The organism is Thioalkalivibrio sp. ALgr3 (assembly GCF_000377325.1).
Classification (GTDB): Bacteria; Pseudomonadota; Gammaproteobacteria; order Ectothiorhodospirales; family Ectothiorhodospiraceae; genus Thioalkalivibrio.
Genome location: NZ_KB897977.1, coordinates 13,292 through 38,584, shown reverse-complemented (window position 1 = coordinate 38,584; position 25,293 = coordinate 13,292). Strand labels below are relative to the sequence as shown.

Genomic DNA, 25,293 nt, shown 5'->3' with positions numbered 1-25,293 from the left:
ATACACCAACCGGAAACCGCCATGAGCACGCACACGCCCGAAGCCGGCAATAACGCCGAACATGAGACCGGGGATCCCGTCACCACCCCCCTGAACATCGCCGTGCTGACCGTCTCCGACAGCCGTTCCACCGCCGAAGACCGCTCCGGGGACACGCTGGTGGAACGTCTGGAAAAGGCCGGTCACCGACTCGCGGAGCGCGACATCCGGCCGGATGACATCTACGCCCTGCGCGCGGTGGTTTCGCGCTGGATCGCGGACCCGCAGATCGATGCCATCCTGACCACCGGGGGCACCGGCATCACCGGCCGCGACGGGACACCCGAGGCGGTTTCGGTGCTGCTGGACAAGACGATCGAAGGCTTCGGCGAGCTGTTCCGCATGCTGTCGTGGGAAGAGATCGGCACCTCCAGCCTGCAGTCGCGCGCCCTGTCCGGCGTGGCCAACGGCACCTATATCTTCGTACTGCCCGGTTCCACCGGCGCCTGCCGCACCGCCTGGGATCGCATCATCCGCGCCCAGCTCGACGACCGCACCATGCCCTGCAACCTGACCATGCTGATGCCGCGCCTGAAGGAGAGCTGAGACGCGCAGGAGGTCAGCCCCCTGACCGATCCCCTGCCCGCTCCGGCACGGCATTCAGCCATCCACGTGGACCTGCAGCCAGTACTCCAGCAGCGCCGCGTGCCACAGCTTGGAGCCCTGGATCCGGGTGAAATACTGGTCCGGGGCGTCCAGCAGCTTGTCGATGTAGGCCGGCTGATACAGTCCGCGCTCGCGCGCCGCACGCGAGTTGAGGATGTCGCGCATGAACTCGAGGAACTCGCCGCGCACGTATTTCAGGGCCGGCACCGGGAAATAGCCCTTGGGCCGGTCCAGCACCGCGTCCGGCAGACGGCCGCGGGCGATGCGCCGCAGCACGTCCTTGCCGCCGTCGCCCAGCTTCAGGTGCGGCGGCATCGCCGCGGCGGTCTCCACCAGTTCGTGGTCCAGGAACGGCACCCGCGCCTCCAGACCGAAGGCCATGGTCATGTTGTCCACGCGCTTGACCGGGTCGTCGACGATCAACGTGGTCACGTCCAGCGCCAGTACCGCGTCGATGAACGAATCCGCACGGTCGGTCTCGAGCTGGCGGAACTGCTCGCGCAGCCACTCCCCGGTCACGTCATTCGGCGGCGGATGACGCAGCATCTCGGCCATCTCCGGGTGATCGCGGTCGAAGTAATGCCGGCGGAAGCGTTCCACCCAGTCGCCGTGACGGTCCTCCGCCATCTGCGGGTACCAGAAATAGCCGCCGAAGACCTCGTCCGCCCCCTGCCCCGACTGCACCACCTTCACGTGCTGCGAGACCTGTTCGGAGAGCAGGTAGAACGCGACCGCGTCCTGCCCGAACATCGGTTCGGCCATGGCCTCCACGGCCTCCGGCAGCCGTGCGAGCACCTGGTCGTTGGGGATCAGCGTGGCCTGGTGATCGGTGGCATAACGCTCCGCCACCGGATCGGAATACTCGAACTCGGAGCCCTTTTCCTCGGGCTGATCCTCGAACCCGACGGTAAATGTCCGCAGGTCGCGCGCCCCCTCTTCCATGGCCAGCGCCACCAGCAGCGAGGAATCCAGGCCGCCCGACAGCAGCACCCCCACCGGGACGTCCGCCACTTCCAGTCGGCGGCGCACCGCGCGGCGCAGGCCGTCCTCGATGCGCTCCTGCCATTCCGCATCGCTGACCGCTTCCGCCGGGCGCCGCGCCGACAGTGTCCAGTAGCATTCGCGGCGCTCCTGGCCGCGCGCATCGATGGTGATGTAATGCCCGGGTTCCAGCTTGCGCACGCCCCGCAACACCGTACGCGGCGCCGGCACCACCGCATGCAGCGAGAACAGCATGTGCAGACCCTCGGGATCCAGCTCGGTATCCACACCGCCGCCGGCCAGCAGGGCCGCGGTATTGGAGGCAAACCGGATCCCGTCACCGGTGCGCGCGAGATACAGCGGCTTGATGCCCATGCGATCACGTGCCAGCAGCAGGCGCTGGTGTTCCCCGTCGAACAGTGCGAAGGCAAACATGCCGTGCAGCCGCGCCACCACGCCCTCGCCCCATTCGGCATACCCGCGCAGGATCACCTCCGTATCACCGCTGGAGAAGAACCGGTGACCGCGCCCCTCGAGCTCGCTGCGCAGCGCGCGGAAGTTGTAGATCGCCCCGTTGAACACCAGAGATAGCCCGGTCTCGGGGTCGAACATCGGCTGATGCGCCCGCTGCGACAGGTCCAGGATGGACAGCCGCCGGTGTCCCAGCGCCACCCGGCCCGAGGCCCACAGGCCATCGGCATCCGGGCCGCGGCGTTCCAGACAGGGCAGCATGCGCGCGACCGCATCCGCGTTCGCGCGCCATTCGCCCCAGACAAATTCTCCGGCAATTCCGCACATGGGTTATGGATCCATCCCGGTCGAGGTTGGCGAAGTTTGAAAGGCCGTGCGCAGCGCGTCAGCCAGCGCCCGCCCGGCGACGCCGGCCGCGTCACCATCGGCTAGCGTCAGATAGAACGGGACGCGCACACGCCCGCCCGCCTCCAGCGGCAGTTCCGTCAGGCGCCCGGCGTCCAGATCCGCGGCGACCCGGTCCAGCGGGACCCAGGCAAACCCGACCCCGGAACGCAGCACCTCCAGCACCGTGGACACATGCCCCACGGTCCAGCGCTGATCGGCGTCCAGCCAGCCGCCTTCACCGTTGCCACGGGCACCCGAATCGCGCAGCACCACCTGGCGGTGCGGACGCAGATTGCGACGCGTCAGGGGAGCGCCGGAGGTCGCCAGCGGGTGCCCCGGATGAGCGACACACACCATGGTCTGTTCCCCGATTTCCTGCGCCAGGAAATCCGAGGGCACCTGGGGCGCCAGCAGCATGTCCACCCGCCCCTGCTCCAGACGCTGCGGACCGTCCTCCAGCACCACCTCGTGCAGCTGGATGCGGGTCGCCGGCTGTTCGCGCGAAAACGCCTCCAGGGCGTGGATGACCCGCGCGGCGGGGATGATCTGCTCCACCGCCAGGTGCAGTTCCGATTCCACACCGGTGGCCAGCGCGCCGGCCAGGGCCTCGATATCCGCGGCCTCCTCGAGCAGGTGTTCGGCTCGCCGCAACAGCGCATGGCCCGCCGGCGTCAGTTCCGCCTTGCGGCCCTGCAGCTCGAAGACCTCGACCCCCAGCTGTTCCTCCAGCTTCTGCACCGCGTGATTCACGCTGGAGGCGCTCTTGTGCACCCGCTCGGCGGCGCGGGCGAAACCGCCCGCATCCACCACCGCCTTGAGCATGCGCCACTGCTCGAGGGTTACCCGGGACATCCGCAGTCCGGGCTGTGCGTGCGCGCATGCCATTCCGCACGCATGCGCTCCACCGCCCGGGCTCCCAGCAGGACCACGTGCACGGTCGACGGATAGATGGTGCCGGCCGCACGCCATTGCTCGGCAAGCTCGGGCTCCTCGCCCCGCCGGATCAGGAAGAAGTCACGCCCCTCTTCCAGCTCACCCTCGCGGGCCCGGAACATGCGGAACGCCGTGCCCTTGGGCTGGCCGTTCCATTCGTCGACCTGACGCAGCGTCAGCACCGGCACATCGCGGTAGACCACCGGCTCGGGTTCCGGCCCGCCGGCATCCTCGCAACCATGAAAACGACCCGGAGCGCGCGGGTCCCAAGCGTCGGAAGCAATCATGGTGGCATTATGGCACGCACAGACGATGCGTCGACCACCCGCCGACCCCGAGGAATCACATGGAACTGCTGCAGGATTACGGACTGTTCTTCGCCAAGGTTGTCACCGCCGTCATGGCGGTGCTGATCCTGATGAGCGCTTTTGTCGGGCTGATCGCCCGCAGCCGCGAGCGCCGGCCCGACCAGCTCAACGTCAAACGCCTGAACGACCGCTATGCACGCATGGAAAAGACCGTGCGCCGCGCGGTGGAAGGCCCGCGCACCCGCCTGCAGCGCCTGCGAGACCGCCTGCGCCGGCGCCGCCAGCCCGGACACCCCTTTGATGGCAATGGCAATAGCAACGGCCAGGGCAACGGGACCCCCGATGGGTCGACGGAATCCGCCGGGGAAAGCGACGCCGACACCGCCGAATCGCCGGCCGACCCGTCCGCTTCTTCCGCACCCGGCGGAAAGCCGGTCAGCGAATCACCCACCGTGATCGAACTCGAACACGAAGAGGCCCCCGCGCCGCGGGTCTTCGTGCTGCGCTTTCAGGGCGACATTCGGGCGTCGGCAGTGGACAACCTGCGCGAAGAAATCACCGCCGTACTCACTCTGGCCGAGCCCGGCCGCGACCAGGCCGTGGTGTGCCTCGAGAGCCCCGGCGGCATGGTGCCGTCCTACGGGCTGGCCGCCTCGCAGCTCGGCCGTCTGCGCGAGGCAGGACTGGATCTCACCGTGGTGGTCGACCGCGTGGCCGCCAGTGGCGGCTACATGATGGCCGCGGTCGGCCATCGCATCGTCGCCGCACCGTTCGCCATCCTCGGCTCCATCGGGGTGGTGGCGCAGATCCCCAACCTCCATCGCTGGCTCGACCGCCACGACATCGACTTCGAACTGCTGACCGCCGGGGACTACAAGCGCACCCTGACCGTGTTCGGCGAGAATACCGACGCCGCCCGGCGCAAGTTCCAGGATCACCTCGACGAAACCCACGAACTGTTCAAGCAGTTCCTGCAGAGATACCGGCCGCAGCTGGAACTGGACCGGGTCGCCACCGGCGAACACTGGTACGGGGACCAGGCCCGCGCCCTGGGGCTGGCCGACGAGATCGGCACCAGCGACGACCTGTTGATGAAACTGGCACGCGAAGCCGAGGTCTTCGAGGTCTCCTATACCCGCGCGCAACCGATCGGCCGCCGGGTCGGCATGGCCGCCGAACAACTGCTGGAACGCGTACTGCACGCCCGCAGCCCCGAAGAACACGCCCGCGGGCCGGGCGAACCGCCACGCTGACGGACACACTGACGGAATGGATCCGGCCCGTCCATGCGTCTTGTTGGTATCTCCAGTCCACATTGCAAGGGAGAACGTGATGTCCGCACATGCAAGCCGTATCGGTCCCCTCGCCAGCCTGGTCGCCGGGGCACTCCTGCTGGGCGCCCCGCTGACCGCCCCGGCACAGGACGACATGCCCTGGGGCTCCGCCGAGGTCAACCAGAAGGAGTACGAACCGGCCCGTGTGGTGTATGACGTGGCCGTGGATACCGCGGACGAGATGGATTTCGTCCTCGACCGCGTCAGCATGCTCAACAACGTCTACGAGGCCGATCCGTTCGATTCACACATCGTGCTGGTGCTGCACGGCCGCGAGGTGCCCTTCTTCACCCGCGATCAGTTCGATGAACACCGTGACCTGATGCGCCGCGCCGAGTCCCTGACCCGCGCCGGCAACATCGACATCCGCATGTGCGAGGCCTCCGCCGCCCTGCGCGGCATCGAGCCCGAGGACGTGCACGGGTTCGTGGAGATCGTCCCCATGGCGGACTCCGAAATCATCCATCTGCAGCAGGAAGGCTATTCCTACATGCAGTAAACCGATCCCGGCCGACGCCGAACCCGTTCGGCGCGCACAAAAAAGGCCGCCGGGGACTCCCCCGGCGGCCTTTTTACTGTCCTGTTTGGTCGGGACGGCAGGATTTGAACCTGCGACCCTCTGCACCCCATGCAGATGCGCTACCAGACTGCGCTACGCCCCGAACGCGACATATGGTAATCGAGAGCGGCCGTTCGCGAAAGGGGGCGAACCACCCCGTCTTCCGCGTGTTTCAGTTCCGCAGCACCTTCAGTACCGATTCCAGTTCCTGAATCGTGTCCTGGATGATCTGCTGGGCCTGCTGGTGATCCTCGCGCGCCTCGTCCCCGGAGAGCTTCTGCCGCGCGCCACTGATGGTATAGCCTTCTTCGTACAGCAGCGCGCGGATCTGACGGATCAGGATGACGTCCTGACGCTGGTAGTACCGGCGGTTGCCGCGCCGCTTGACCGGCTCCAGCATCGGGAATTCCTGCTCCCAGTAACGCAACACGTGCGGCTTGACCAGGCACAGCTCGGCGACTTCCCCGATGGTGAAATACCGCTTGCCCGGGATCGCCGGCAGCTCCTGGTGGTTACTCGCTTCCAGCATAGCTCTCGACCCGTTCGCGCAGTTTCTGGCCCGGGCGGAACGTCACGACCCGGCGCGCGGAGACCGGGATCTCTTCCCCGGTCTTGGGATTGCGCCCCGGGCGCTGGTTCTTGTCGCGCAGCACGAAATTTCCGAACCCCGAGAGTTTTACGCCCTCGCCGTCTTCCAGCGACTGACGCATCTCCTCGAAGAACATTTCGACGAATTCCTTGGCCTCGCGCTTGTTCAGGCCCAGTTCCTCGTTCAGCGTGGCGGCCAGATCCGCCTTGGTCACAGCTGCCATCGATCAGTGCCTCAGGGTCGCATTGAACCGGCTTTCGAGGTGCGCCACCACCGCATCGGTCACGGCGGTCACATCGGAGTCATCAAGCGTGCGATCAAATGCCTGCAAAATCAAGCCCAGAGCGAGACTCTTCTCGTCCGGATTCAAGCCCTTGCCCCGGTAGACATCGAACAGCCGGACGTCACGCAGCAGCTCCAGCTCGAGTTCGCCGATCGCCGCCAGCAGATCCCCGGCAGGCACGTCCTCCTGCACGACCAGGGCCAGATCCCGCCGGATCGAGGGATAAGCCGACAAGGGCCGGAACTGCGCCACCGGGTCGGTACTGACGGTCCGTGCATCCAGGTCGAACAGGAACACCGGGGCTCCGAGGTCGAAGCGCTCCGCCAGCGACGGATGCAGCTTGCCCACCCAGCCGATCGGCTGCTCGCCGGCCAGCACACGGGCACTCTGACCATCGTGCAGCGCGGGATGCTTTTCCGCGCGGAAGCGCAACGGCTCCGCCAGGTTGCCGCAAAGGGTCTCCACCTCGCCCTTCGCGTCAAAGAAGTCCAGCTCGCGGGATGCCGTCTCCCAGTGCTCGGGCATGGCCCGTCCGCTCAGCAGCCCGGCCAGCCGGGATTCCTGGGACAGACCGGAAGGCCCGGGCACGAAGCGCAGGCCGTGTTCGAACAGCCGCAGGTCGTACTGCTGCCGGGCCGTGTTCCATGCGGCCGTGCTCACCAGCCCCGGCCACAGGCCGGGGCGCATCACGCTCATGTCAGAGGCGATGGGGTTGGCCAGCGCCAGCGGCTCCACCTCGGGATAGAAGCGCTGCGAGACCTCGCGGTCGATGAAGCTGAAACTGATCACCTCGTGGAACCCGCGCCGGGTCAGCCCCTCGCGCAGCGCCTTCAGCCCGCCCGGCGGTGTCACCGGCGGCACCGCGCCCGGCAGGGTGCGCGGCAGCCGGTCATACCCGTGCACCCGCGCCAGTTCCTCGATCAGGTCTTCCTCGCGCTCCAGGTCGAAGCGCGCACGCGGGGCCAACACCCGCCACGTGCCAGCGCCACCGGGCTCCACCACGCAGTCCAGCGCCCGCAGGATACGCTCCACCTCGCCGTCGTCCAGGGCAACCCCGAGCAGACGCTCAATGCGTCCGGCGCGCAGGGTGATCGGCCGTTCATCGTGCGTCGACGGGATGTCGCCGGCCGTCTCCACGGGCCCGCAGGCGCCGCCGCAGATCGCCAGCAACAGCTCGGTGGCCCGCTCCATCGCGCGCGGCACCAGAGTGGGATCCACACCCCGCTCGAAACGGTGCGAGGCATCGGTATGCAGCCCGTGTTCGCGCGCCCGGCCCGCCAGCGCACGCGGCGCGAAATGGGCACATTCCAGGACCACCCGAGTCGTCTCGTCATCCACCGCCGAAGCCGCTCCACCCATGATTCCGGCCAGCGCCAGCGGCTGTGTCTCTCCGGCAATCACCAGGTCCCGTGGCGACAGCTCCACCGTCTGCTCGCCGCCCAGCAAGGTCAGGGACTCGCCCTCGCCGCCCCGACGCACGCGAATCACCTCGCCGGCACGGTCGGCATCGAAGGCATGCAGCGGCTGACCCAGCTCCAGCATCACGTAGTTGGTCACGTCGACAATCGCGGAGAGCGGGCGCACGCCGGCCCGGCGCAGGCGTTCGGACATCCACAGCGGCGTGGGCGCTCGGGCATCCAGGCCCTCGAGGATCCGCCCCGAATAGATCGGACAGACCTGCGCATCGTCGACGGTCACGCGCACACGTCGATCCAGCGTCGCCTCCACCGCGGGCGCCGGGCGGGCCTGCAGCGGCCGGTCCAGCAGGGCCGAGCACTCGCGGGCGATCCCGCGCATGCCCAGACAGTCCGCGCGATTGGGCGTCAGGTCGACCTCCAGCACATGATCATCCAGCCCCAGCGCCGTGCGCAGGTCGCTGCCGATTTCCAGATCCGCCGGCAGATCCAGCAGCCCCTCGGCGTCCTCGGCCAGGCCGATCTCGCGTGCGGAACAGAGCATCCCTTCGGAGGTCACGCCGCGCAGCTTCGAGCGCTTGATGCGGAACTCGCCCGGCAGCTCCGCCCCGACCACCGCGACCGGCGCCACCATCCCCGTATAGACATTGGGTGCGCCGCAGACGATGTTCAGCGGTTCCGCCTCGCCCGCCTCCACCTGACACACCCGCAGGCGATCGGCATCCGGGTGCGGCTCCACCGCGGTGACGCGGCCAACCCGCACGCCGTGGAACGCCGGCGCCGCCGCTTCGATGGCGTCCAGCTCCAGCCCCGCCATGGTCAGGCGGTGCCCGAGCTCCTGCGGGGTCTCGTTGATCTGCAGCCAGTCCTGCAGCCATTCGATACTGATGCGCATTAGCCTGCCTGCCCGAATTGCCGAATGAAGCGGATGTCGTTGTCGAAGAACAGCCGGAGGTCATTGACCCCGTGGCGCAGCATGGCCATGCGTTCGACGCCCAGGCCGAACGCGAACCCGGTGTATTCCTCGGGGTCGATCCCGACATGGCCCAGCACGTTGGGGTGCACCATCCCGCAGCCCATCACCTCCAGCCAGCCGGTGTGCTTGCACACCCGGCAACCGTCGCCGCCGCAGTGCACGCACTGGATGTCCACCTCGGCCGAGGGCTCGGTGAACGGGAAATACGACGGCCGGAAGCGTGTGGCCAGATCGTCGCGCTCGAAGAAGCCGCGCAGGAACGCATCCAGGATCCCGCGCAGATCGGCAAAGGTGATGTCCTCGTCCACGCACAGCCCCTCGATCTGATGGAACATCGGACTGTGGGTCAGATCCGAATCGCAGCGGTAGACCCGCCCCGGCGCGATCGCGCGCAGCGGTGGTTTCTGCTGTTCCATCGCGCGGATCTGCACCGGCGAGGTATGCGTCCGCAGCACGCGGTGGGCATCGAAGTAGAACGTGTCGTGCATCGCCCGCGCCGGATGATGCGCCGGGATGTTCAGGGCCTCGAAATTGTGGGTGTCGTCTTCCACCTCCGGGCCCTCCGCCACGCGGAACCCGAGACCGGCGAAGAAATGTTCGATGCGCTCGATGGTCGACGTGATGGGGTGCAGCGCCCCGCCCGCGGACCGGCGCCCCGGCAGGGTTACGTCCACACGTTCGCGCGCCAGCTGTGCCTCCCGCTCGGCCTCGGCCAGTGCGGTCCTGCGCGCCTCGATGGCCTCCGCCACCCGTTCCTTGGCCGCGTTCACCGCCTGTCCCGCGGCCGGACGTTCTTCCGCCGGCAGCCGTCCCAGCTCCTTGAGCTGGGCGGTCAGCACGCCCTTCTTGCCCAGATAATGGACCCGAACGTCATCCAGCGCCTTGAGGTCCGTGGCGGCCTCGACACGCGCCAGCGCCTCGTCGGTCAGCTCCTGCAATTGCTCCACGTACGATCCCCCTTGCAAACAAAAAAGGGAGGGCCTGAACCCTCCCCTTTCGGGATTCCCGCATGATCCGGGATTGCCGGCCGTCCCCTCCTCGCGCGGAGGGCCAGGACGGCGGTGATCCTGCGGGATCTCAGGCCGCCTGGGCGGCTTTCGCCTGTTCGGCCAGCTTGCCGAATGCGGTCAGATCGTGCACCGCCAGATCGGCCAGCGACTTGCGGTCGATCTCGATGCCGGCCTTCTTCAGCCCGCTCATGAAGCGGCTGTAGGACAGGTCGAACTGCCGCGCAGCGGCGTTGATGCGGACGATCCACAGCGAACGGAAGTCGCGCTTTTTCTGGCGACGGTCACGATAGGCGTACTGGCCGGCCTTGATGACCGCCTGGTTGGCAACGCGATAGACGTTCTTGCGTGCCCCGTAGTACCCCTTCGCCTGCTTGAGGACCTTCTTGTGACGGGCGTGAGCGGTTACACCGCGCTTGACTCGTGGCATGTCTCGATTCCTCGGTCAGTTCAACGATGGTTGGGCAGCATCTTGCGCACGGCGGCCGTGTCGGCCTCGTGCACCATCGCCGGGCTGCGCAGGTGACGCTTACGCTTGGTGGACTTCTTGGTCAGGATGTGGCTGCGGTGCGACTGGAACCGCTTGTACTTTCCCGACCCCGTACGGGTGAAGCGCTTGGCCGCACCCCGGTTGGTCTTGATCTTCGGCATTTTCTGCTCCGGCATTTGGGACCGGTTCCCCGCAGGGCCGGTCGTTTGTGAAAAGGGCGATCAGGTATGCGGAGACCCGCCGCCCCTTGTCGATGTCGGCCCTACTGCTTCTTGCGGGGCGACATCACCATGATCATCTGACGTCCTTCCATCTTGGGGCGCTGCTCCACCACCGCGATGTCGGTCACGTCCTCTTCGATTCGATCCAGAAGCTGATTGCCCAGCTCCTGGTGGCGCATCTCGCGCCCGCGAAAACGGATGGTGACCTTGGCCTTGTCACCATTTTCCAGGAAGCGCCGCAGATTGCGCAGCTTGACGTTGTAGTCGCCCTCGTCCGTCCCGGGACGGAACTTCACTTCCTTGATCTGGATCTGCTTCTGCTTCTTCCTGGCTTCCTGCGCCTTTTTCGACTGTTCGAACTTGTACTTGCCGTAATCCATGATCCGGCAGACCGGCGGTTCGGCGTTCGGCGAGATCTCCACCAGGTCCAGCCCCGATTCGCGGGCCATGTCGAGGGCCTCTTCGCTGGTGGTGATCCCCCGGTTCTCGCCTTCGGCGTCGATCAGCCGGATCTTCGAACTCGTAATCTGATCGTTCAGGCGAACGGTTTTCGCTGCGCTAATGGCCTTTTCTCCAGTTCAGGTTCCGGTGCCCCGGCTGGCAACCTCTTTCCCGAGGCGTTCGCTCAGTTCATCCAGGGACATGGTACCGAGGTCTTCGCCGTCGCGGGTACGAACCGCGACCTTGCCCTCTTCCATCTCCCGGTCTCCGAGCACCAGCAGGTACGGCACGCGCTTAAGCGTGTGCTCGCGGATCTTAAAGCCGATCTTTTCGTTTCTCAAGTCGGGCTCGACGCGGAAGCCCTGCTCGCGCAGCCGCCGCGCCACGTCCCGGGCATAGTCGTCCTGGCGTTCGGTGATGGTCAGGACCGAGGCCTGGATCGGCGCCAGCCAGGTCGGGAAGTGCCCGGCATAGTGCTCGATCAGCACACCGAAGAAGCGTTCCACCGATCCCAGCAGGGCGCGATGGATCATGATCGGGCGGCGCCGCTCGTTGTCCTCGGCGACGTACTCCATGTCGAAACGCTCGGGCAGATTGAAGTCGAGCTGAATGGTGGAGCACTGCCACTGGCGGCCGATCGCGTCGTGGATCTTGATATCGATCTTTGGTCCGTAAAAGGCGCCACCGCCCTCGTCCAGGCTGTATTCCAGCCCCTTCTTCTCGATCGCGCCGCGCAGGGCCCGGGTCGCGTGATCCCAGATCTCGTCGGATCCCACCGCGTCATCCGGCCGGGTCGACAGATTCACGTCGAAATCCTCGAAGCCGAAGGTGCGCAGGGTCTCCAGGGTGAGGTCGATCACGCCCATGACCTCGGCCTCGATCTGATCCTCGCGGCAGAAGATGTGGGCATCGTCCTGGGTGAACCCGCGCACGCGCATCAGGCCGTGCAGCGCCCCGGACATCTCGCGCCGGTACACCGTGCCCATCTCGCCCCAGCGGATCGGCAGATCGCGATAGGAATGCAGCCGGTCCTTGTACATCAGCACATGGAACGGGCAGTTCATCGGCTTGAGCTGGAACGCCTGGTGCTCGTCCTGCATCGGCTCGTACATCGAGTCGGCATAGAACTCGGCGTGGCCGGAGGTGTGCCACAGCTCCAGGTTGGCGATGTGCGGGGACACGACGAAGTCGTAGCCGGCCTTCTCGTGCATCTCGTACCAGAAGTTCTCGATCTCGCGGCGGATGCGCGCGCCCTTCGGGTGCCAGAACACCAGACCGCCGCCGGCCTCGTCCTGGATGGAGAACAGGTCCAGCTCCGCGCCGATCTTGCGATGGTCGCGGCGTTCCGCCTCTTTCAGGCGATGAAGATGCTCTTCCAGCTGCTGCTTGTTCGGCCACGCGGTGCCATAGATGCGCTGCAGCATCTCGTTGTCGGAATCGCCGCGCCAGTACGCCCCGGCCACGCTGGTCAGCTTGAAGGCCTTCAGCTTGCCGGTGGACGGGATGTGCGGGCCCCGGCACAGGTCGATGAAATCGCCCTGACGGTACAGCGAGATGGTCTCGCCCTTCGGGATGGATTCGATGATCTCGGCCTTGTATTCCTCCCCCATGTTGCGGAAGTACTCCACCGCTTCGTCGCGGTCCATGGTCGAGCGCTCCACCGGCAGATCCTGCTTCGCCAGCTCCTTCATGCGCTTCTCGATCTTTTCCAGATCTTCCGGCGTGAAGCCGCGGTCATACGCGAAGTCGTAGTAGAACCCGTTCTCGATGGTCGGGCCGATGGTCACCTGGGCATCGGGAAAGAGTTCCTTGACCGCCTGCGCCATCAGATGCGCAGTGGAGTGGCGGATGATCTCCACGCCTTCCGGATCGCGGTCGGTGACGATCGCGACCTCGGCGTCGTCGTCGATCTCGTGGCGCACGTCCACCAGTTCGCCATTCACCTTGCCGGCGACGGCCGCCTTCGCCAGGCCGGTGCCGATATCCTTCGCCACGTCCATGATGGTGACGGGTTGATCGAACTCGCGGCGGCTGCCGTCGGGGAGGGATACTGCAGGCATTGCGAAACTCCTTCGCCGACCCATACGCGGGGTCGAACGTCGCTGATTCAGAAAATGAAATAAATTCGGATAACCTTCATGCAAAGGTTATCACGAACCCTGCCCGCCCCGACACGAATCCCGTGCCGACGGCAGGGCGGCCCCCCCTGTGCCGCGGCTAACCATCCGGCGTTCCGTCGGCCTCGGGCACGGCCTCATCCAGCGGCACCGGCCCATTCGTCCCCCTGTCTCCCTCGATGATGTCGGTCGACCCCCCGCCCGGATCGGCGTCGTCGGCGTCCATCAGCAGCACGTCCACCCGCCGGTTGCGGGCGCGGCTTTCGGCATCCACGTTCGGGCGCAGCGGGCGGGTATCCGCATGGCCGGTGGCACGCATGCGGGCCGGCTCCACCCCGGTGTCCTCCATCACGTGCACCACCGAGACCGCCCGCGCGGTGGACAGATCCCAGTTGGAACGGAAACGTTCGCTGCGGATCGGCAAGTCGTCGGTATGCCCGGCAATCACGATCTGGCCCGGGGTCTCGGCCAGCACTTCGGCCACCCGTTCCAGCACCGGCACGAAGTCCACGTTCAGATCCTTTTCCCCGATCTCGAAGGCGGCCTGCTCCTCGAAGCGCAGCAGGATACCGGCGTCGTCTTCCGCCATGTCGATCAGCCCCTGCTCGAGCTCGTCCTGCAGGGCCTCGCGCAGGGCCTCGGTGATCTCGTCCTGCTCGCGGTATTCCGGTTCGGGTTCCGGCTCCTCGACGGTGCGCGGCTCCGGCGAGCGGCCTTCGAGGTCGATGACGGTCGGCTCCGGAATGGCGGGCACTTCCTCCTGCACCTCGGTGGAACCCAGCACCTCGCGCAGCGAATCGGCCATCTGCTCGTACTTCTCCGCGTCGATGGTGGAGAAGGCGTAAAGCATCACGAAGAACACCACCAGCACCGCCATCAGATCGGCGAAGGTGGTCATCCAGCGCGGTGCGCCGCCCTCGCCTTTCTTGCTCCTGCGCACGGCCATCTACGAAGACGACCCCTGAGGCTGCCCCTCGGCCTGTCCCTGCTTTTCGAGCTCCTCGGCCGCCTTCTCGCGCTGCTTGCTGGGCAGGTACGGCAGCAGCATCTCCTCGATCATGCGCGAGTTGAAGCCCTGGTGGATGCAGTTGACGGCATCCACGATCAGGTTCCGGGTGATGTGTTCGGAGCGCGCCCGCATTTCCAGATTGTCCGCGATGGGCAGGGCCACAAGCTGCGCGAAGATCGCGCCGTAAAGCGTTGTCAGAAGAGCCACCGCCATGCCGGGGCCGACCGCTTCCGGGCTCTCCAGGTTGCCCAGCATCTGCACCAGCCCGACCAGGGTTCCGATCATGCCGAAGGCGGGCGCCTGCTCGCCGATGGACCGGAACACCTTCTGTCCGGTCTCGTGACGCTCCAGCGACAGCTCCAGATCCTCGCGCAGCACGTGCTGGATACGCTCGGGCTCGAAACCGTCCACCGACAGCTGCAGGGCCTTGGCGTAGAACTCGTTGGGGGTCTCCTCGTCCTCCAGTGCCAGCAGCCCCTTCTTGCGCGCGACCTGCGCCAGTTCCTTGGTGCGCTCGATCAGGGCACGGGGGTCATCCTCCTGGTGATAGAGGGTCTTCACCGCCACGCGGAACGAGCTCATCACGTGGCGGAAGGGGAACTTGATGAACGTGGCGGCCATGGTGCCGCCAAACACGATCAGCACCGCCGGAAGATGCCAGAAATCCGCCGCCTGACCGCTCAGGACAATGGCGCCGAAGATCACCGCCAGCCCCAGCACCACGCCGAAAAGAGTTGCCTTGTCCAAGTGGGACTCCGCAGAAAAAGACCTGGATGGAATGGCGTCATCCTAATATATGCGCTCGACCCGTGCGCGGCCGCACGGGTCGCGGCTGTGTCACAATCGCGCCATGAGCAGCCACCCCTACGACGCCCTGACCCCCGAATGCATCCTGGATGCGGTGGAAACCACCGGGCTGCGCTGCGACGGGCGGCTGCTGGAGCTCAATTCCTTCGAGAACCGGGTCTACCAGATCGGCACCGAGGGGGACGACGGCCGCTCGCTCCCGGTGATCGGCAAGTTCTACCGTCCCGGGCGCTGGAGCGATGCCGCCATCCGCGAGGAGCACGCATTCGCCCTCGAGCTGGCGGCGGCGGAGATCCCGGTAGTCGCCCCGCTGGCGGATGCCACCGGTGAGACGTTCCACGAACACGCCGGGTTCCGTTTCGCGCTGTACCCGCAGCGCGGAGGCCGCAGTCCCGATCTGGAACATCCCGAGGTGCTGGAACGCATCGGACGTTTCATCGGCCGCATCCACACCGTCGGCGCCGCCGCCCCCTTCCTGCATCGCGAGATCATGGACCTTGCCGGTCTGGCCACCGCGGCCCGCGAGGATGTCCTGTCCGGCGCGCATCTGCCGCCGGAGCTGGTATCGGTCTACCGCGACCTCAGTGCCGATCTGGTCGAGCGTCTGCGGGACTTCGAGCCGATACTGGGCGAAGTCCCGGCGATCCGCCTGCACGGCGACACACATCGCGGCAACCTGCTGTGGACCGATGCCGGCCCGCATTTCGTCGATCTCGACGACGCCCGCACCGGGCCCGCGGTGCAGGATCTGTGGATGTTCCTGTCCGGCGATACGCCGACCATGACCGGACAGCTGCTGGACCTGCTGGAGGGATACGAGGACTTTCGTCCCTTCGACCGCCGCGAGCTGGCCCTGATCGCGCCGCTGCGGGCCCTGCGCATCCTGCGCCACGCCGCCTGGCTCGCCCGGCGCGCGGACGACCCGGCCTTCGTCCAGGGCTTCCCGGTGTTCTACACCCCGCGTTTCTGGGAGGAGCACATCCTCACGCTGCGCGAGCAGCGCGCCGCCCTCGACGAGCCCCCTCTGAACCTGCCCTGAAGCTCCTCGTACGCCCCGTCAGTAGCGTGCGGGGATGTACTTGCCCGTCAGCAGCGGGCCACGTGCTTCCTGGTCGTGGGCCCAGACGCGCGGTCCCAGCTCCGGTTTCTCGGGCGGATGGTCGCTGTAAGGGATATTCTCCAGGATATCGGCGATGCAGTTGAGCCGCGCGTGGCGCTTGATGTCCGCATCCACCATGCGCCATGGGGCATGCGCGGTATCGGTATGGCGCAGCATGTCGTCCTTGGCCTTCGAGAATTCATGCCACAGCTCACGCGATTTCAGGTCCATGGGCGAGAGCTTCCAGCGCTTGACGGGGTCCTCCACCCGCGCCTGAAAGCGGCGTTCCTGCTCCTGTTCGCTGACCGAAAACCAGTACTTGTACAGCTCGATGCCGTCTTCCACCAGCAGTCGCTCGAACGTCGGACAGGCATGGAGAAAGCGCTGCACCTCTTCTTCCGAGGCGAAGCCCATCACCCGTTCGACCCCGGCGCGGTTGTACCAGGAACGGTCGAACAGCACGATCTCGCCCGCCGTAGGCAGATGCGCGGCATAACGCTGGAAATACCACTGCCCGCGTTCGTGGTCCGAGGGTTTCCCCAGCGCGACGGTACGCACGATGCGCGGGTTGCTCTTCTCCATGATGCGCTTGATCACCCCGCCCTTGCCGGCCGCGTCACGGCCCTCGAACAGGATCACCACGCGGCGGCCCTCGGCCTTCACGCAGCGCTGCAGCTTGATCAGCTCCACCTGCAGCCGCCGCAGCTCGCGTTCATAGACCTTGCGCCGCAGCACGCCTTCCTTGTTGTAGTCCTCGGCATCAAAGCGCCGCAGGCGTTCCCCGTCCGCCATCTGCTGTCTCCGGCCATCAAAACCCGCAGTATGGCAGCCCGTACCGGGCGCGGGCATCCACTCGGGACCGTGACCATGCATTGCAAGCCCGTGCCGAGTCGGGCAGGGTCGAACCACGCAACGGAAGGAACCGAATCATGGCCGACATCGCCTCCTGGGCCGGGGCCCTCGATCCCTGGCAGATCTGGCTGCTCGCCGCCCTGCTGATCCTGATCATCGACCTCGCCATCCTCGGCGGGCTGATGTCGGGCGGTGGCGGCATCACCCTCGTACTGGCCGGCGGCGCCCTCGGTGCCATGGTGGCCGCGGCCTTCGGTGCCGAACTGGCCGGCCAGCTCAGCGCCGGCGTGGTCGGCATGATCCTGGCCGGCGCCCTGGCGTTCTGGGTCGGCCGCCGCTGGGCCGGCCGCCCGCAGCAGGGGCCGCCCGATGACCCCCGGGTGCGCAACGAGATCCTGCACCTCGAACCCTACAATGGAGGGCTCGGCGTGCGCGTGCTGGGCGATGCCTACCCCGCCCGGCCCGAGGATCCGCAGCAGACCCTGCAGGAAGGCGACGCCGTGCGCATCCAGCGTTTCCAGGGCATCACCGCCGTGGTCCGCCCGGCCGGCGACGACCCCGGCACCCACTCCAGCCACACCAACGAAGGGAATCCCGCATGAATACGCTCATCACCCTCATCGCCATCGCCGTCCTCGTGGCGGTCTTCCTCAGCATGGGGATCACCATGATCCCGCAGCGCCGCGCCCAGGTGATCGAACGCCTCGGCAAGTACCACCGCACCCTGGAGCCGGGCCTGAACCTGATCATCCCGTTCATCGACCGTCCCCGGGCGATCACGATCCTCACCTTCAAGAACGACCAGCCGGTGGTCCGCACCGAGGACAAGATCGACATGCGCGAAGTCGTGCTGGACTTCCCCAGCCAGTCGGTGATCACCCAGGACAACGTCGGCGTGCAGATCGACGGCGTGCTCTACTACCAGATCATGGACCCGCAGGCCGCGGTCTACGGCACCGAGAACCTGGTGCTGGCGATCCAGACCCTCGCCCAGACCTCGCTGCGCTCCGAGATCGGCACCATGGAGCTGGACAAGATCTTCGAGTCGCGCCAGGAGATCAATTCGCGCCTGCAGACGGTGATGGACGAGGCCGGCAACAAGTGGGGCCTGAAGGTGAACCGCGTGGAGATCCGCGACATCGACACCCCGCAGGAGATCCGCGAGGCGATGAACCAGCAGATGGTCGCCGAGCGCAACCGCCGCGCCACGGTGCGCGAGGCCGAGGGCTACAAGGAAGCCGAGATCCAGAAGGCCGAGGGTGACAAGCAGGCGGAGATCGCGAAGGCCGAGGGCCAGAAACAGGCCGCCATCCTGGTGGCCCAGGGCGAGAAGGAGGCCATCCAGAACGTCATGGCCGCCCTCGAGGGCAAGGCCGACGACCCGATGGCCGGCGTGCAGTACCTGATCGCGCAGCGCTACATCGAGATGCTGCCCGAACTGGCCAAACAGGGCGACCGCGTGTTCGTGCCGATGGAAGGCACCGCCCTGCTGGGATCACTGGGCGGCATGCGCGACCTGTTCGGTGCCGGAGCCATGTCCAGTGTCGACAGCCCGGCCGCGCCGGTGACCGGCTCCCCGACGCAGGGCAGCTGACGCCGCGCGCCACGGCACGCCCACGGCGGCCGGCCCCGGAAACGGACCGGCCGCCGCAGCCTTTCCTCAGTGCGGTTCGTGGTGGCGGGCTGCCAGAATCGCCGCCGCCACATCCGCAGGTTCAATCCCCGGGGCATCCAGCCCCACTCCGGACATGGCCGTGGCCACCGCATCCTGCAGCACCGGCTCCTCCAGCGGGATCCCCTGCAGGGCCTCCGCAACCCGGTCCATGCCGTCCTCGGGGAACACCGTGAAGTCGCCGGACAGCAGGAGATCGGCGATCTCGTCGTCCTTTTCCATCAGCTGCGCGCGGATCAGCCCGCCGGCCGCCTTGTGCGCGCCCTCGGTGAGATGCGTGCCCGCGGCGATCTTGACCCCCATCTCGACGAACTTGCGGCCCTTGCGATAGGTCCACTCGGGATCCGCCAGGGCCTGCAGCTGTTCATCGATGGCGGCGACCTCCTCGGCCGTCGGCTCGCTCAGCTCGACGTCCACGTCCAGCTCCTCGCCCACCCGCTTGAGGAAGGCGTCGCGCACCGTCTCGCGCGGCGGCTTCTCGCCCAACTCGCGGGTCAGCGTGGTGATATAGTCCTCCATGCCGGCACGCAGCTTGTCGCGGAACTTCTCCGACGGCACCTTCAGGCACTGCGCCATGGTCGCGGTGTCGAAATCGAACATGAAACTGCCGACCATCACGGTGGCATCGCCGATGCTGGCCGCGCCGGTGCCGCCGATCTTGCGTCCGTCGACGTGGATGTCGTTCACCGGACGGAAGGTCGCGTTGACCCCCAGATCCTGATAGGTGTGGATGACCGGATCGATGAATTTCTGATAGATCTGCGAGACGATGCGCGGGGCCTTCGCGCTCGGGTAGATGAAGTGGAAGAACATCTGGTCGCGGTCCAGATACACCGCGCCGCCCCCCACATGCCGGCGCACGATGGGGAGGTTCTGTTCCTCGCAGTACTCCTCGTCCACCTCCAGGGCGATCTCCTGATGCAGTCCCACGCAGACGTAGGGATCATCGGGGTTTACCAGGGTCAGGACCGGATCGTCGTCCGGCCCCATCGCCTCGGCCACGCCGTGGTACACGGCCTGGGAACGCAGTGCGGGCTGCTGCCCGAAATCGATCACGCGCAAACGCATCTTCCTTCCTCTGATCGAGCGGGGCCGCGGCCCCGGTATCCATGACGGCTCCGGTCGCGGGCCGGATCAGAACTCAGCGTACCAGACCACGCCAAAGCTGCGACCGGGGGCCAGGATCTCCTGCGCACCCCGCGCCGGGTCGATCTGATCCTCGCGCTGGCCGGTCACATGCTCGCGGTAGGCCTTGTCGGCGATGTTGTTCACCTGGAAGGTCAGCTCGTTGTGGCGCAGCAGACCGGACGGCTGGAAACGATAGCCCACCAGCAGATCCCCGGTCGCGAAGCCGGAAGTCTCGCGTTCGGTGTTATCCGTGAAGCGGTCCGCCGTGCGATCCTGCCGCGCCACCGCGCGCAGCCGGCCTTCCCACTGCCAGCCCTGCTCCACCGAGCGACGCAGCGCGATGCTGGCCTCCGGCGGCGGCATCTCCGCCAGCGGCTCGTCGAACCGGCTGTCGCGGTTCTCGCCGCGGATCCAGGTGCCGGTGAATTCGCCGGTCACGTGTTCGGTGAACGGGCGCTGGACCTGCAGCTCGACCCCGCGGATGCGCGCTTCGTCGAGGTTGACCGTTTCACGCTGGTTCTGCGTGCCCGGCAACACCACCGCACCGATGTAGTCGCGTATCCGGCTCTCGTAGGCGGAGACCATGTAGCTGAAGCCCTGCAGATGGCCGCGCGCCCCGACCTCCAGGGTCCGGTTGCGCTCGGGATCCAGTTGGGGGTCGGCGATCCAGCGGTAGCCATCGCTGTATTCGTAATTCAGATAGCGTTCGAGAAGGCTGGCCGAACGGTAGCCTTCGGACAGGCTGACATACGGGTTGACCTCATCGCGCAGGTCCCAGTTGAAGCCGGCGGACCAGCTCAGGTTGTGATCCACCTTCTGCAGATCACCCGCCGCACCGCGCACGTCATCCGCATCACCCTCCACGCGGTCGTAACGCATGCCAAGGTTCAGGGTGCCGGCATCAAGGAAGGTCTCGTACTGCACGAACACGCCCTGCGAATCGATCTGCCCATCATCGATCAGATTCATCGGGGCATTCTCTCGGGGCCGAAAGTCTTGATCGACGTTCCCGATATAGGAATCCGGACCGGCCCGCAGGCGCCAGTACTCGGCGCCCACCAGCAGGATCTGGTTGTCGGTCGGGAACAGCTCCGTCTGGATCCGGGCCCCGTCGGTGGTGAAATCGGTGTCGGACACGCGGTAGTCCCGCCCCAGCGCATGGCTCCAGTCGTAGTTGCCGCGCGAGAGCTCCTGGCGATAGATCGAGGCCTCGACGCGGGGCGCCCAGGCGCCACCGAAATCGCCCCGGTAGGTCGCCTCCAGCAGGTCCCGGGTCTGGGTCGGCGTGTAATGGGTATTCAGGCCCTGAGGCGGGGCCTGCAGCCTTTGCTGCAGCTCGTTAGGGTCATTGGTGCCCGGAAAAACATCATCCGGGTCCGTTTCGTTGAACGTCCGCGACGCCAGATACCACACGTCCTCGCGCTCGTCGCGCTGGGCACGGAAACCGAGTTCGTGGTCCGGCGTCAGGCGCGTGCGATAACGCAGGTGATAGGCCTCCTGGCGGGTACCGCTGTCGTCCAGGCGGTCGCCGTCGCCCATGCGGTAGTCGTCGGTATCCAGATAGGCGGTGGAGAAGTCCAGCACGTGGCGTTCGTTGGAGGCGGTCACGCCCAGCGCGGTGCGCAGCCCGCGATCCACCGAGCTGTAGCCCAGACGGCTCCAGGCACTCATCTCCTCTTCTTCGGTGAAATCGCCGCTGCGGGTGATGATGTTGATCACCCCGCCCATCGCGCCGGAACCGTAGAGCACCGAGCTCGGGCCGCGCACGATCTCGATGCGTTCGATCAGGTCCATGTTCACGTAGGAGGCGAGCGAGCCGCGCGCCGGCGGCTGCATCGCGTTGACCCGCACGCCGTCCACCAGCACCAGGACCTGGTCACGCTTGAGCCCGCGGATGATCGGGTCCTGCCCCACCGAACCGTCCACCGCGGTGGCCAGGCCCGCCTCGCCACGCAGCAGATCACCGACGCCCACCCCCGGGCGGTTGCGGATTTCGTCGCGGTCGATGACCGTGACCGATGCCGGCGTATCCTCGATCAGGGTCTCGTAGCCGGTGGCCGTCACCGATACCGGTGCCAGCTCCACGGCCTCGTCCTGGGCCAGGGCCGCGCCCGGCAGGGCCAGCAGCGTGGCCAGAGTCGTCTTCCCGATGGTACGTTGCGTCATGGTGATCTCCCCCGTTCCGAAGCCGCGCAATTTAGGCACCTGACGGCCGGGCCGCAAACCGATCCCCACAGCTCACATGGACTTCATCAGGAGACGTTGATGTACTGCAATCGGCTGTACCCGGAAATCGGGCCCGCGAGGGGCGGATGAAGACCCGTCCGCTACTGGGCTGGCGCGAGTGGGTGGGGCTGCCGGAACTGGGGCTCGACTGGATCAAGTGCAAGGTCGATACCGGCGCGCGCAGCTCGGCGCTGCACGCGTTCGCGATTGAAACCTTCCAGCGCGACGGGCACGAATGGGTCCGTTTCGGCATGCACCCGCGCCAGCACGACAGCACGACCGAGACCTGGTGCGAAGCCCCGGTGCTGGATGTACGCCCGGTCACCGACTCCGGCGGCCACCAGAGCGACCGCTACTTCATCCGTACGCCCGTACGCATCGGTGAATCGCTGCTGCCGGTGGATCTTTCCCTGACCGCTCGCGATACCATGCTGTTTCGCATGCTGCTCGGGCGCGAGGCGATGCGGGGCCGGTTTCTGGTCGACCCCGGCGCATCCTTCGCCCTGGGGAAACCCCCGGAGCAGCCCGACAGCCTGCAGCAGGACCACGACGACGAACCCGCAACCAGCCCCCGGGAAACCCCATGAAGATCGGCATCCTGTCGCGCAACGCCAAGCTCTACTCCACCCGCCGCCTGGTCGAGGCCGCCCAGGAGCGCGAGCACGAAGTGCGGGTGGTGGACCCGCTGCGCTGCTACATGAACATCACCGCGCACAACCCGCAGATCCACTACAAGGGCGATATCCTCGATGAATTCAACGCGGTCATCCCGCGTATCGGGGCCTCGATCACCTTTTATGGCACGGCGGTCCTGCGCCAGTTCGAGATGATGAACGTCTACCCGCTGAACGAATCGGTGGGGATCTCGCGCTCGCGCGACAAGCTGCGCAGCCTGCAGCTGCTGTCGCGCCGCGGTATCGGGCTTCCGGTCACCGGCTTCGCCCACTCGCCGGACGACATCGAGGACCTGCTGGACACGGTCGGCGGCACCCCCTGCGTGATCAAGCTGCTGGAGGGCACCCAGGGGCTGGGCGTGGTGCTGGCCGAGACCAAGCAGGCGGCCGAAAGCGTGATCCAGGCATTCATGGGGCTCAAGCAGCACATCCTGGTGCAGGAATACATCAAGGAGGCGAAAGGGGCGGATGTCCGCTGCTTCGTGATCGGCGACAAGGTCGTCGCGTCGATGAAGCGCCAGGCGAAGGAAGGCGAGTTCCGCTCCAACCTGCATCGCGGCGGCAGCGCCGCGCTTTGCCGCATCACCCCGGAGGAACGCGCCACCGCGGTGCGCGCGGCCAAGGTGATGGGCCTGAACGTCTGCGGCGTGGACCTGCTGCGGTCCAATCACGGCGCGGTGGTCATGGAGGTCAATTCCTCGCCCGGACTGGAGGGCATCGAGGCCGCCTCGGGCAAGGACGTCGCCGGGATGATCATCGATTTCATCCAGAAGAACGCCAAGCCCAACCGCACCAAGACCAAGGGTCGCGGCTGAATGGCCGGACTGCCGCGGGCCCGCCGCAACCGCCCGGTCACGCTGGGCGACACCACCGTGCAGCCGGGCGAACGGCGCACGGTCGAACTGGAAGTCGGCAGCCTGTACACCCATACCCCGGCGCACATGCCGGTGCAGGTGGTCTGCGGCCGGCAGAAGGGGCCCGTGCTGTTCGTCAGCGCCGCCATCCACGGCGACGAGATCAACGGCGTCGAGATCATCCGGCGCCTGCTCAAGGTGCCGGCCCTGCGGCGGATGAAGGGCACGTTGCTGGCGGTGCCGGTGGTCAACATGCACGGCTTCATCAACCAGAGCCGCTACCTGCCCGACCGGCGCGATCTCAACCGCGTCTTCCCCGGATCCCGCAAGGGCTCGCTGGGGGCCCGGGTCGCACGCCTGTTCATGCGCGAGATCGTGCACAACAGCACCCACGGCATCGACCTGCACACCGGCGCGATCCACCGCTCCAACCTGCCGCAGATCCGCGCCAACCTGGACCACCGCGAGACCCGCGAGATGGCGCAGGCCTTCGGCGCACCGGTGATCCTCAACTCGGCCCTGCGCGACGGCTCCCTGCGCGAGGCCGCCGCGGAGCGGCAGGTCCCCATCCTGCTGTACGAGGCCGGCGAGGCCCTGCGCTTCGACGAGCTCTCCATCCGCGGCGGGGTTCACGGGATCATCGAGGTCATGCGCTATCTGGGCATGCTGCCGGCGCCGCCCCGCCAGCGGCGGCGCAAGGAGCCAGTGATGGCGCGTTCCGCCAGCTGGGTACGCGCACCGGAAAGCGGCATCCTGCGGATCTTCGTGCGCGAAGGGGACCGCGTAACCCGCGACCAGACCCTTCTGGCGATCGTCTCCGACCCGTTCGGCGAACGCGAGACCGAAATCCGTGCCCCGGTATCGGGGATCGTGATCGGCCAGTTGCGCCTGCCCCTGGTGAACGAAGGCGACGCGGTCTTCCACATCGCCCAGTTCCACCGCACCGACATCGCCGTGGAACGCCTCGAAACCTTTCAGGAGGACCTCGAGGCGCCGGGCTACCCCTACGCAGACGGCGGCAACGGGCGCGGCGAAGGCCCCTGAGAGGCCTCCGCCCCTGCCCCGACGGCTCAGGACGCCAGCGACCGCTCCAGCTCGGCGAACGACTGGGCCGGCCCTTCGGGGGACACATCCACCCCCAGCTGGCGCCCGATCTGGGTGGCCGAGAACAGCCCGCACACGGCCTCGCTGCCATCATCCCGGCGCAGCACCACCAGGGCATGCTGACGACCCGATTTCTTCAGGGTCCGGACCACGTCGCCCACTCGCGAATGCTCGACCTTGTCCAGATCCATCGCTTCCAGCTCGCTGACCCTGCTCATTACGTGCTTCACTTCCACCGCCTCGCGGGGGATCCCCTCTTCCTGGGCCGCCCGCACCGGGCCCTCGCCCATGATGTCGCGGGCCGTCACCACACCCTTCACCGAGTCCTGCGCATCGACCACCAGCAACAGACGGACCCCGGCATGGATCATCCGCTGCAGCGCCTCGTCGGCCCGCATGTCCGCCATGGTCGTCACCGCCGGCACCTTGCGCAGATCGGTCATGGCGCGATCCGCCGGTGAATCCGGTGTCACCCGCGGCGCCAGGACACCGTCGCAACGCAGCACGGCGGTATCCGCGGACAGCGGACGAGTCTGGATGGGGGCAAAGCTGTTGTTCATGAACCGCTCCTTGACGTGGTTGCACGGCCCTCACGTTCGTCACGTGGAGGTCATGTCCTTTGAGTGTAGTCAGGAATACGCCGTTCCGCGTCGCGCGGGGACGGAAAATCGAGAGCGGTATAAATATGGCGTCCCCGGCAGGAGGGGACAA

Annotated in this window: 26 protein-coding genes and 1 tRNA gene; 9 read left to right on the top strand and 18 right to left on the bottom strand. The window is 66.9% G+C overall.

The genetic code is table 11. From position 1 onward, the window contains the following. The first annotated feature begins 21 nt into the window (after positions 1-21). Positions 22-585 (top strand): molybdenum cofactor biosynthesis protein B, encoded by a 564-nt coding sequence (gene moaB / locus C998_RS0102795; protein WP_018869330.1) that lies wholly within the window; start codon positions 22-24, stop codon positions 583-585. Between the two features lie 54 nt (positions 586-639). Here the strand turns inward: moaB and C998_RS0102790 are convergent, their stop codons facing one another. The 3 genes from C998_RS0102790 to C998_RS0102780 are packed head-to-tail and all read right to left on the bottom strand — an operon-like array spanning position 640 to position 3,704. Further along, on the bottom strand, positions 640-2,424 hold the full coding sequence (locus C998_RS0102790) for an N-acetylglutaminylglutamine amidotransferase (RefSeq protein WP_018869329.1): 1,785 nt from the start codon (positions 2,422-2,424) through the stop codon (positions 640-642). Positions 2,425-2,427: 3 nt separating this feature from the next. Continuing rightward, entirely contained in the window at positions 2,428-3,336 is a 909-nt protein-coding gene (locus C998_RS0102785; RefSeq protein ID WP_018869328.1) for a LysR family transcriptional regulator, read from the bottom strand. Beyond that, positions 3,324-3,704, bottom strand: coding sequence for a hypothetical protein (locus tag C998_RS0102780; protein WP_231364945.1), 381 nt, complete (start codon positions 3,702-3,704; stop codon positions 3,324-3,326). Before C998_RS0102780 ends, C998_RS0102785 begins: the two co-directional genes overlap by 13 nt. Positions 3,705-3,763: 59 nt before the next feature. Between C998_RS0102780 and sohB the strand changes: the two genes are divergently transcribed. Both sohB and C998_RS0102770 read left to right on the top strand, forming a co-directional pair. Further along, entirely contained in the window at positions 3,764-4,978 is a 1,215-nt protein-coding gene (sohB, locus tag C998_RS0102775) for a protease SohB (RefSeq protein ID WP_018869326.1), read from the top strand. A gap of 79 nt (positions 4,979-5,057) precedes the next feature. Continuing rightward, on the top strand, positions 5,058-5,558 hold the full coding sequence (locus C998_RS0102770) for a DsrE family protein (protein ID WP_018869325.1): 501 nt from the start codon (positions 5,058-5,060) through the stop codon (positions 5,556-5,558). 86 nt (positions 5,559-5,644) lie between these two features. Here C998_RS0102770 and C998_RS0102765 read toward each other — a convergent pair. The 11 genes from C998_RS0102765 to C998_RS0102715 all read right to left on the bottom strand — a co-directional run bounded on the left by C998_RS0102765 (position 5,645) and on the right by C998_RS0102715 (position 14,913). After that, positions 5,645-5,721 (bottom strand) — tRNA-Pro (locus tag C998_RS0102765). Positions 5,722-5,790: 69 nt separating this feature from the next. Next, on the bottom strand, positions 5,791-6,147 hold the full coding sequence (locus tag C998_RS0102760) for a MerR family transcriptional regulator (RefSeq protein WP_018869324.1): 357 nt from the start codon (positions 6,145-6,147) through the stop codon (positions 5,791-5,793). Further along, positions 6,131-6,430 (bottom strand): integration host factor subunit alpha, encoded by a 300-nt coding sequence (locus tag C998_RS0102755; protein ID WP_024329755.1) that lies wholly within the window; start codon positions 6,428-6,430, stop codon positions 6,131-6,133. The genes C998_RS0102760 and C998_RS0102755 overlap by 17 nt, the downstream gene beginning before the upstream one ends. Before the next feature lie 3 nt (positions 6,431-6,433). After that, a complete protein-coding gene (gene pheT / locus C998_RS0102750) occupies positions 6,434-8,800 on the bottom strand; it encodes a phenylalanine--tRNA ligase subunit beta (RefSeq protein WP_018869322.1) in 2,367 nt (788 codons plus the stop codon). Continuing rightward, entirely contained in the window at positions 8,800-9,828 is a 1,029-nt protein-coding gene (gene pheS / locus C998_RS0102745) for a phenylalanine--tRNA ligase subunit alpha (RefSeq protein ID WP_026279447.1), read from the bottom strand. The genes pheT and pheS overlap by 1 nt, the downstream gene beginning before the upstream one ends. Positions 9,829-9,958: 130 nt before the next feature. Next, positions 9,959-10,318 carry a 50S ribosomal protein L20 gene (gene rplT, locus C998_RS0102740; RefSeq protein ID WP_018869320.1) on the bottom strand — a complete coding sequence of 120 codons (360 nt, stop codon included), beginning with the start codon at positions 10,316-10,318 and terminating at the stop codon, positions 9,959-9,961. A 20-nt stretch (positions 10,319-10,338) separates the two neighbouring features. Then, complete coding sequence (gene rpmI / locus C998_RS0102735; RefSeq protein WP_018869319.1) at positions 10,339-10,539, bottom strand: 50S ribosomal protein L35; 201 nt, start codon at positions 10,537-10,539, stop codon at positions 10,339-10,341. A 101-nt stretch (positions 10,540-10,640) separates the two neighbouring features. Next, positions 10,641-11,162 (bottom strand): translation initiation factor IF-3, encoded by a 522-nt coding sequence (gene infC / locus C998_RS0102730; protein ID WP_081617406.1) that lies wholly within the window; start codon positions 11,160-11,162, stop codon positions 10,641-10,643. A 15-nt stretch (positions 11,163-11,177) separates the two neighbouring features. Beyond that, positions 11,178-13,100: a threonine--tRNA ligase gene (gene thrS, locus C998_RS0102725; RefSeq protein WP_018869317.1), complete on the bottom strand. Its 1,923-nt coding sequence runs from the start codon at positions 13,098-13,100 to the stop codon at positions 11,178-11,180. Between the two features lie 157 nt (positions 13,101-13,257). Beyond that, positions 13,258-14,103, bottom strand: coding sequence for a flagellar motor protein MotB (locus C998_RS0102720; RefSeq protein WP_018869316.1), 846 nt, complete (start codon positions 14,101-14,103; stop codon positions 13,258-13,260). Further along, entirely contained in the window at positions 14,104-14,913 is an 810-nt protein-coding gene (locus C998_RS0102715; RefSeq protein WP_018869315.1) for a motility protein A, read from the bottom strand. A gap of 103 nt (positions 14,914-15,016) precedes the next feature. Between C998_RS0102715 and C998_RS0102710 the strand changes: the two genes are divergently transcribed. Further along, positions 15,017-16,012: a serine/threonine protein kinase gene (locus tag C998_RS0102710; protein ID WP_231364944.1), complete on the top strand. Its 996-nt coding sequence runs from the start codon at positions 15,017-15,019 to the stop codon at positions 16,010-16,012. 18 nt (positions 16,013-16,030) lie between these two features. Here the strand turns inward: C998_RS0102710 and ppk2 are convergent, their stop codons facing one another. Continuing rightward, on the bottom strand, positions 16,031-16,864 hold the full coding sequence (gene ppk2, locus C998_RS0102705) for a polyphosphate kinase 2 (RefSeq protein WP_018869313.1): 834 nt from the start codon (positions 16,862-16,864) through the stop codon (positions 16,031-16,033). Between the two features lie 137 nt (positions 16,865-17,001). Between ppk2 and C998_RS0102700 the strand changes: the two genes are divergently transcribed. Then, positions 17,002-17,526 carry an NfeD family protein gene (locus C998_RS0102700; protein ID WP_018869312.1) on the top strand — a complete coding sequence of 175 codons (525 nt, stop codon included), beginning with the start codon at positions 17,002-17,004 and terminating at the stop codon, positions 17,524-17,526. Continuing rightward, a complete protein-coding gene (locus C998_RS0102695; RefSeq protein WP_018869311.1) occupies positions 17,523-18,518 on the top strand; it encodes an SPFH domain-containing protein in 996 nt (331 codons plus the stop codon). Before C998_RS0102700 ends, C998_RS0102695 begins: the two co-directional genes overlap by 4 nt. 66 nt (positions 18,519-18,584) lie before the next feature. On the opposite strand, the gene C998_RS0102690 is transcribed toward C998_RS0102695, so the two are convergent. Next, positions 18,585-19,664 (bottom strand): biotin/lipoate A/B protein ligase family protein, encoded by a 1,080-nt coding sequence (locus tag C998_RS0102690; RefSeq protein WP_026279445.1) that lies wholly within the window; start codon positions 19,662-19,664, stop codon positions 18,585-18,587. A gap of 66 nt (positions 19,665-19,730) precedes the next feature. Next, on the bottom strand, positions 19,731-21,890 hold the full coding sequence (locus tag C998_RS0102685) for a TonB-dependent siderophore receptor (RefSeq protein WP_018869309.1): 2,160 nt from the start codon (positions 21,888-21,890) through the stop codon (positions 19,731-19,733). 146 nt (positions 21,891-22,036) lie between these two features. On the opposite strand from C998_RS0102685, the gene C998_RS0102680 reads away from it, so the two are divergent. From C998_RS0102680 to C998_RS0102670, 3 genes are read left to right on the top strand one after another with little or no spacing between them, the layout of a single operon-like run. Next, positions 22,037-22,537, top strand: coding sequence for a RimK/LysX family protein (locus C998_RS0102680; RefSeq protein WP_018869308.1), 501 nt, complete (start codon positions 22,037-22,039; stop codon positions 22,535-22,537). Then, positions 22,534-23,439 carry a 30S ribosomal protein S6--L-glutamate ligase gene (gene rimK, locus C998_RS0102675; RefSeq protein WP_018869307.1) on the top strand — a complete coding sequence of 302 codons (906 nt, stop codon included), beginning with the start codon at positions 22,534-22,536 and terminating at the stop codon, positions 23,437-23,439. The genes C998_RS0102680 and rimK overlap by 4 nt, the downstream gene beginning before the upstream one ends. Beyond that, positions 23,440-24,522, top strand: a complete 1,083-nt coding sequence (locus tag C998_RS0102670) for a succinylglutamate desuccinylase/aspartoacylase family protein (protein WP_018869306.1) — start codon at positions 23,440-23,442, stop codon at positions 24,520-24,522. It abuts the gene before it with no gap. Between the two features lie 26 nt (positions 24,523-24,548). Here the strand turns inward: C998_RS0102670 and C998_RS0102665 are convergent, their stop codons facing one another. Continuing rightward, positions 24,549-25,142: a CBS domain-containing protein gene (locus C998_RS0102665; RefSeq protein WP_018869305.1), complete on the bottom strand. Its 594-nt coding sequence runs from the start codon at positions 25,140-25,142 to the stop codon at positions 24,549-24,551. Positions 25,143-25,293 lie beyond the last annotated feature (151 nt).

Bases quoted from the DNA above. Each gene is read 5' to 3' on its own strand.
- moaB (WP_018869330.1), top strand. From the start codon at position 22: ATGAGCACGCACACGCCCGAAGCCGGCAATAACGCCGAACATGAGACC.
- C998_RS0102790 (WP_018869329.1), bottom strand. From the start codon at position 2,424: ATGTGCGGAATTGCCGGAGAATTTGTCTGGGGCGAATGGCGCGCGAAC.
- C998_RS0102785 (WP_018869328.1), bottom strand. From the start codon at position 3,336: ATGTCCCGGGTAACCCTCGAGCAGTGGCGCATGCTCAAGGCGGTGGTG.
- C998_RS0102780 (WP_231364945.1), bottom strand. From the start codon at position 3,704: ATGATTGCTTCCGACGCTTGGGACCCGCGCGCTCCGGGTCGTTTTCAT.
- sohB (WP_018869326.1), top strand. From the start codon at position 3,764: ATGGAACTGCTGCAGGATTACGGACTGTTCTTCGCCAAGGTTGTCACC.
- C998_RS0102770 (WP_018869325.1), top strand. From the start codon at position 5,058: ATGTCCGCACATGCAAGCCGTATCGGTCCCCTCGCCAGCCTGGTCGCC.
- C998_RS0102760 (WP_018869324.1), bottom strand. From the start codon at position 6,147: ATGCTGGAAGCGAGTAACCACCAGGAGCTGCCGGCGATCCCGGGCAAG.
- C998_RS0102755 (WP_024329755.1), bottom strand. From the start codon at position 6,430: ATGGCAGCTGTGACCAAGGCGGATCTGGCCGCCACGCTGAACGAGGAA.
- pheT (WP_018869322.1), bottom strand. From the start codon at position 8,800: ATGCGCATCAGTATCGAATGGCTGCAGGACTGGCTGCAGATCAACGAG.
- rplT (WP_018869320.1), bottom strand. From the start codon at position 10,318: ATGCCACGAGTCAAGCGCGGTGTAACCGCTCACGCCCGTCACAAGAAG.
- rpmI (WP_018869319.1), bottom strand. From the start codon at position 10,539: ATGCCGAAGATCAAGACCAACCGGGGTGCGGCCAAGCGCTTCACCCGT.
- thrS (WP_018869317.1), bottom strand. From the start codon at position 13,100: ATGCCTGCAGTATCCCTCCCCGACGGCAGCCGCCGCGAGTTCGATCAA.
- C998_RS0102720 (WP_018869316.1), bottom strand. From the start codon at position 14,103: ATGGCCGTGCGCAGGAGCAAGAAAGGCGAGGGCGGCGCACCGCGCTGG.
- C998_RS0102710 (WP_231364944.1), top strand. From the start codon at position 15,017: ATGAGCAGCCACCCCTACGACGCCCTGACCCCCGAATGCATCCTGGAT.
- ppk2 (WP_018869313.1), bottom strand. From the start codon at position 16,864: ATGGCGGACGGGGAACGCCTGCGGCGCTTTGATGCCGAGGACTACAAC.
- C998_RS0102700 (WP_018869312.1), top strand. From the start codon at position 17,002: ATGGCCGACATCGCCTCCTGGGCCGGGGCCCTCGATCCCTGGCAGATC.
- C998_RS0102695 (WP_018869311.1), top strand. From the start codon at position 17,523: ATGAATACGCTCATCACCCTCATCGCCATCGCCGTCCTCGTGGCGGTC.
- C998_RS0102690 (WP_026279445.1), bottom strand. From the start codon at position 19,664: ATGCGTTTGCGCGTGATCGATTTCGGGCAGCAGCCCGCACTGCGTTCC.
- C998_RS0102685 (WP_018869309.1), bottom strand. From the start codon at position 21,890: ATGACGCAACGTACCATCGGGAAGACGACTCTGGCCACGCTGCTGGCC.
- C998_RS0102680 (WP_018869308.1), top strand. From the start codon at position 22,037: ATGAAGACCCGTCCGCTACTGGGCTGGCGCGAGTGGGTGGGGCTGCCG.
- rimK (WP_018869307.1), top strand. From the start codon at position 22,534: ATGAAGATCGGCATCCTGTCGCGCAACGCCAAGCTCTACTCCACCCGC.
- C998_RS0102670 (WP_018869306.1), top strand. From the start codon at position 23,440: ATGGCCGGACTGCCGCGGGCCCGCCGCAACCGCCCGGTCACGCTGGGC.
- C998_RS0102665 (WP_018869305.1), bottom strand. From the start codon at position 25,142: ATGAACAACAGCTTTGCCCCCATCCAGACTCGTCCGCTGTCCGCGGAT.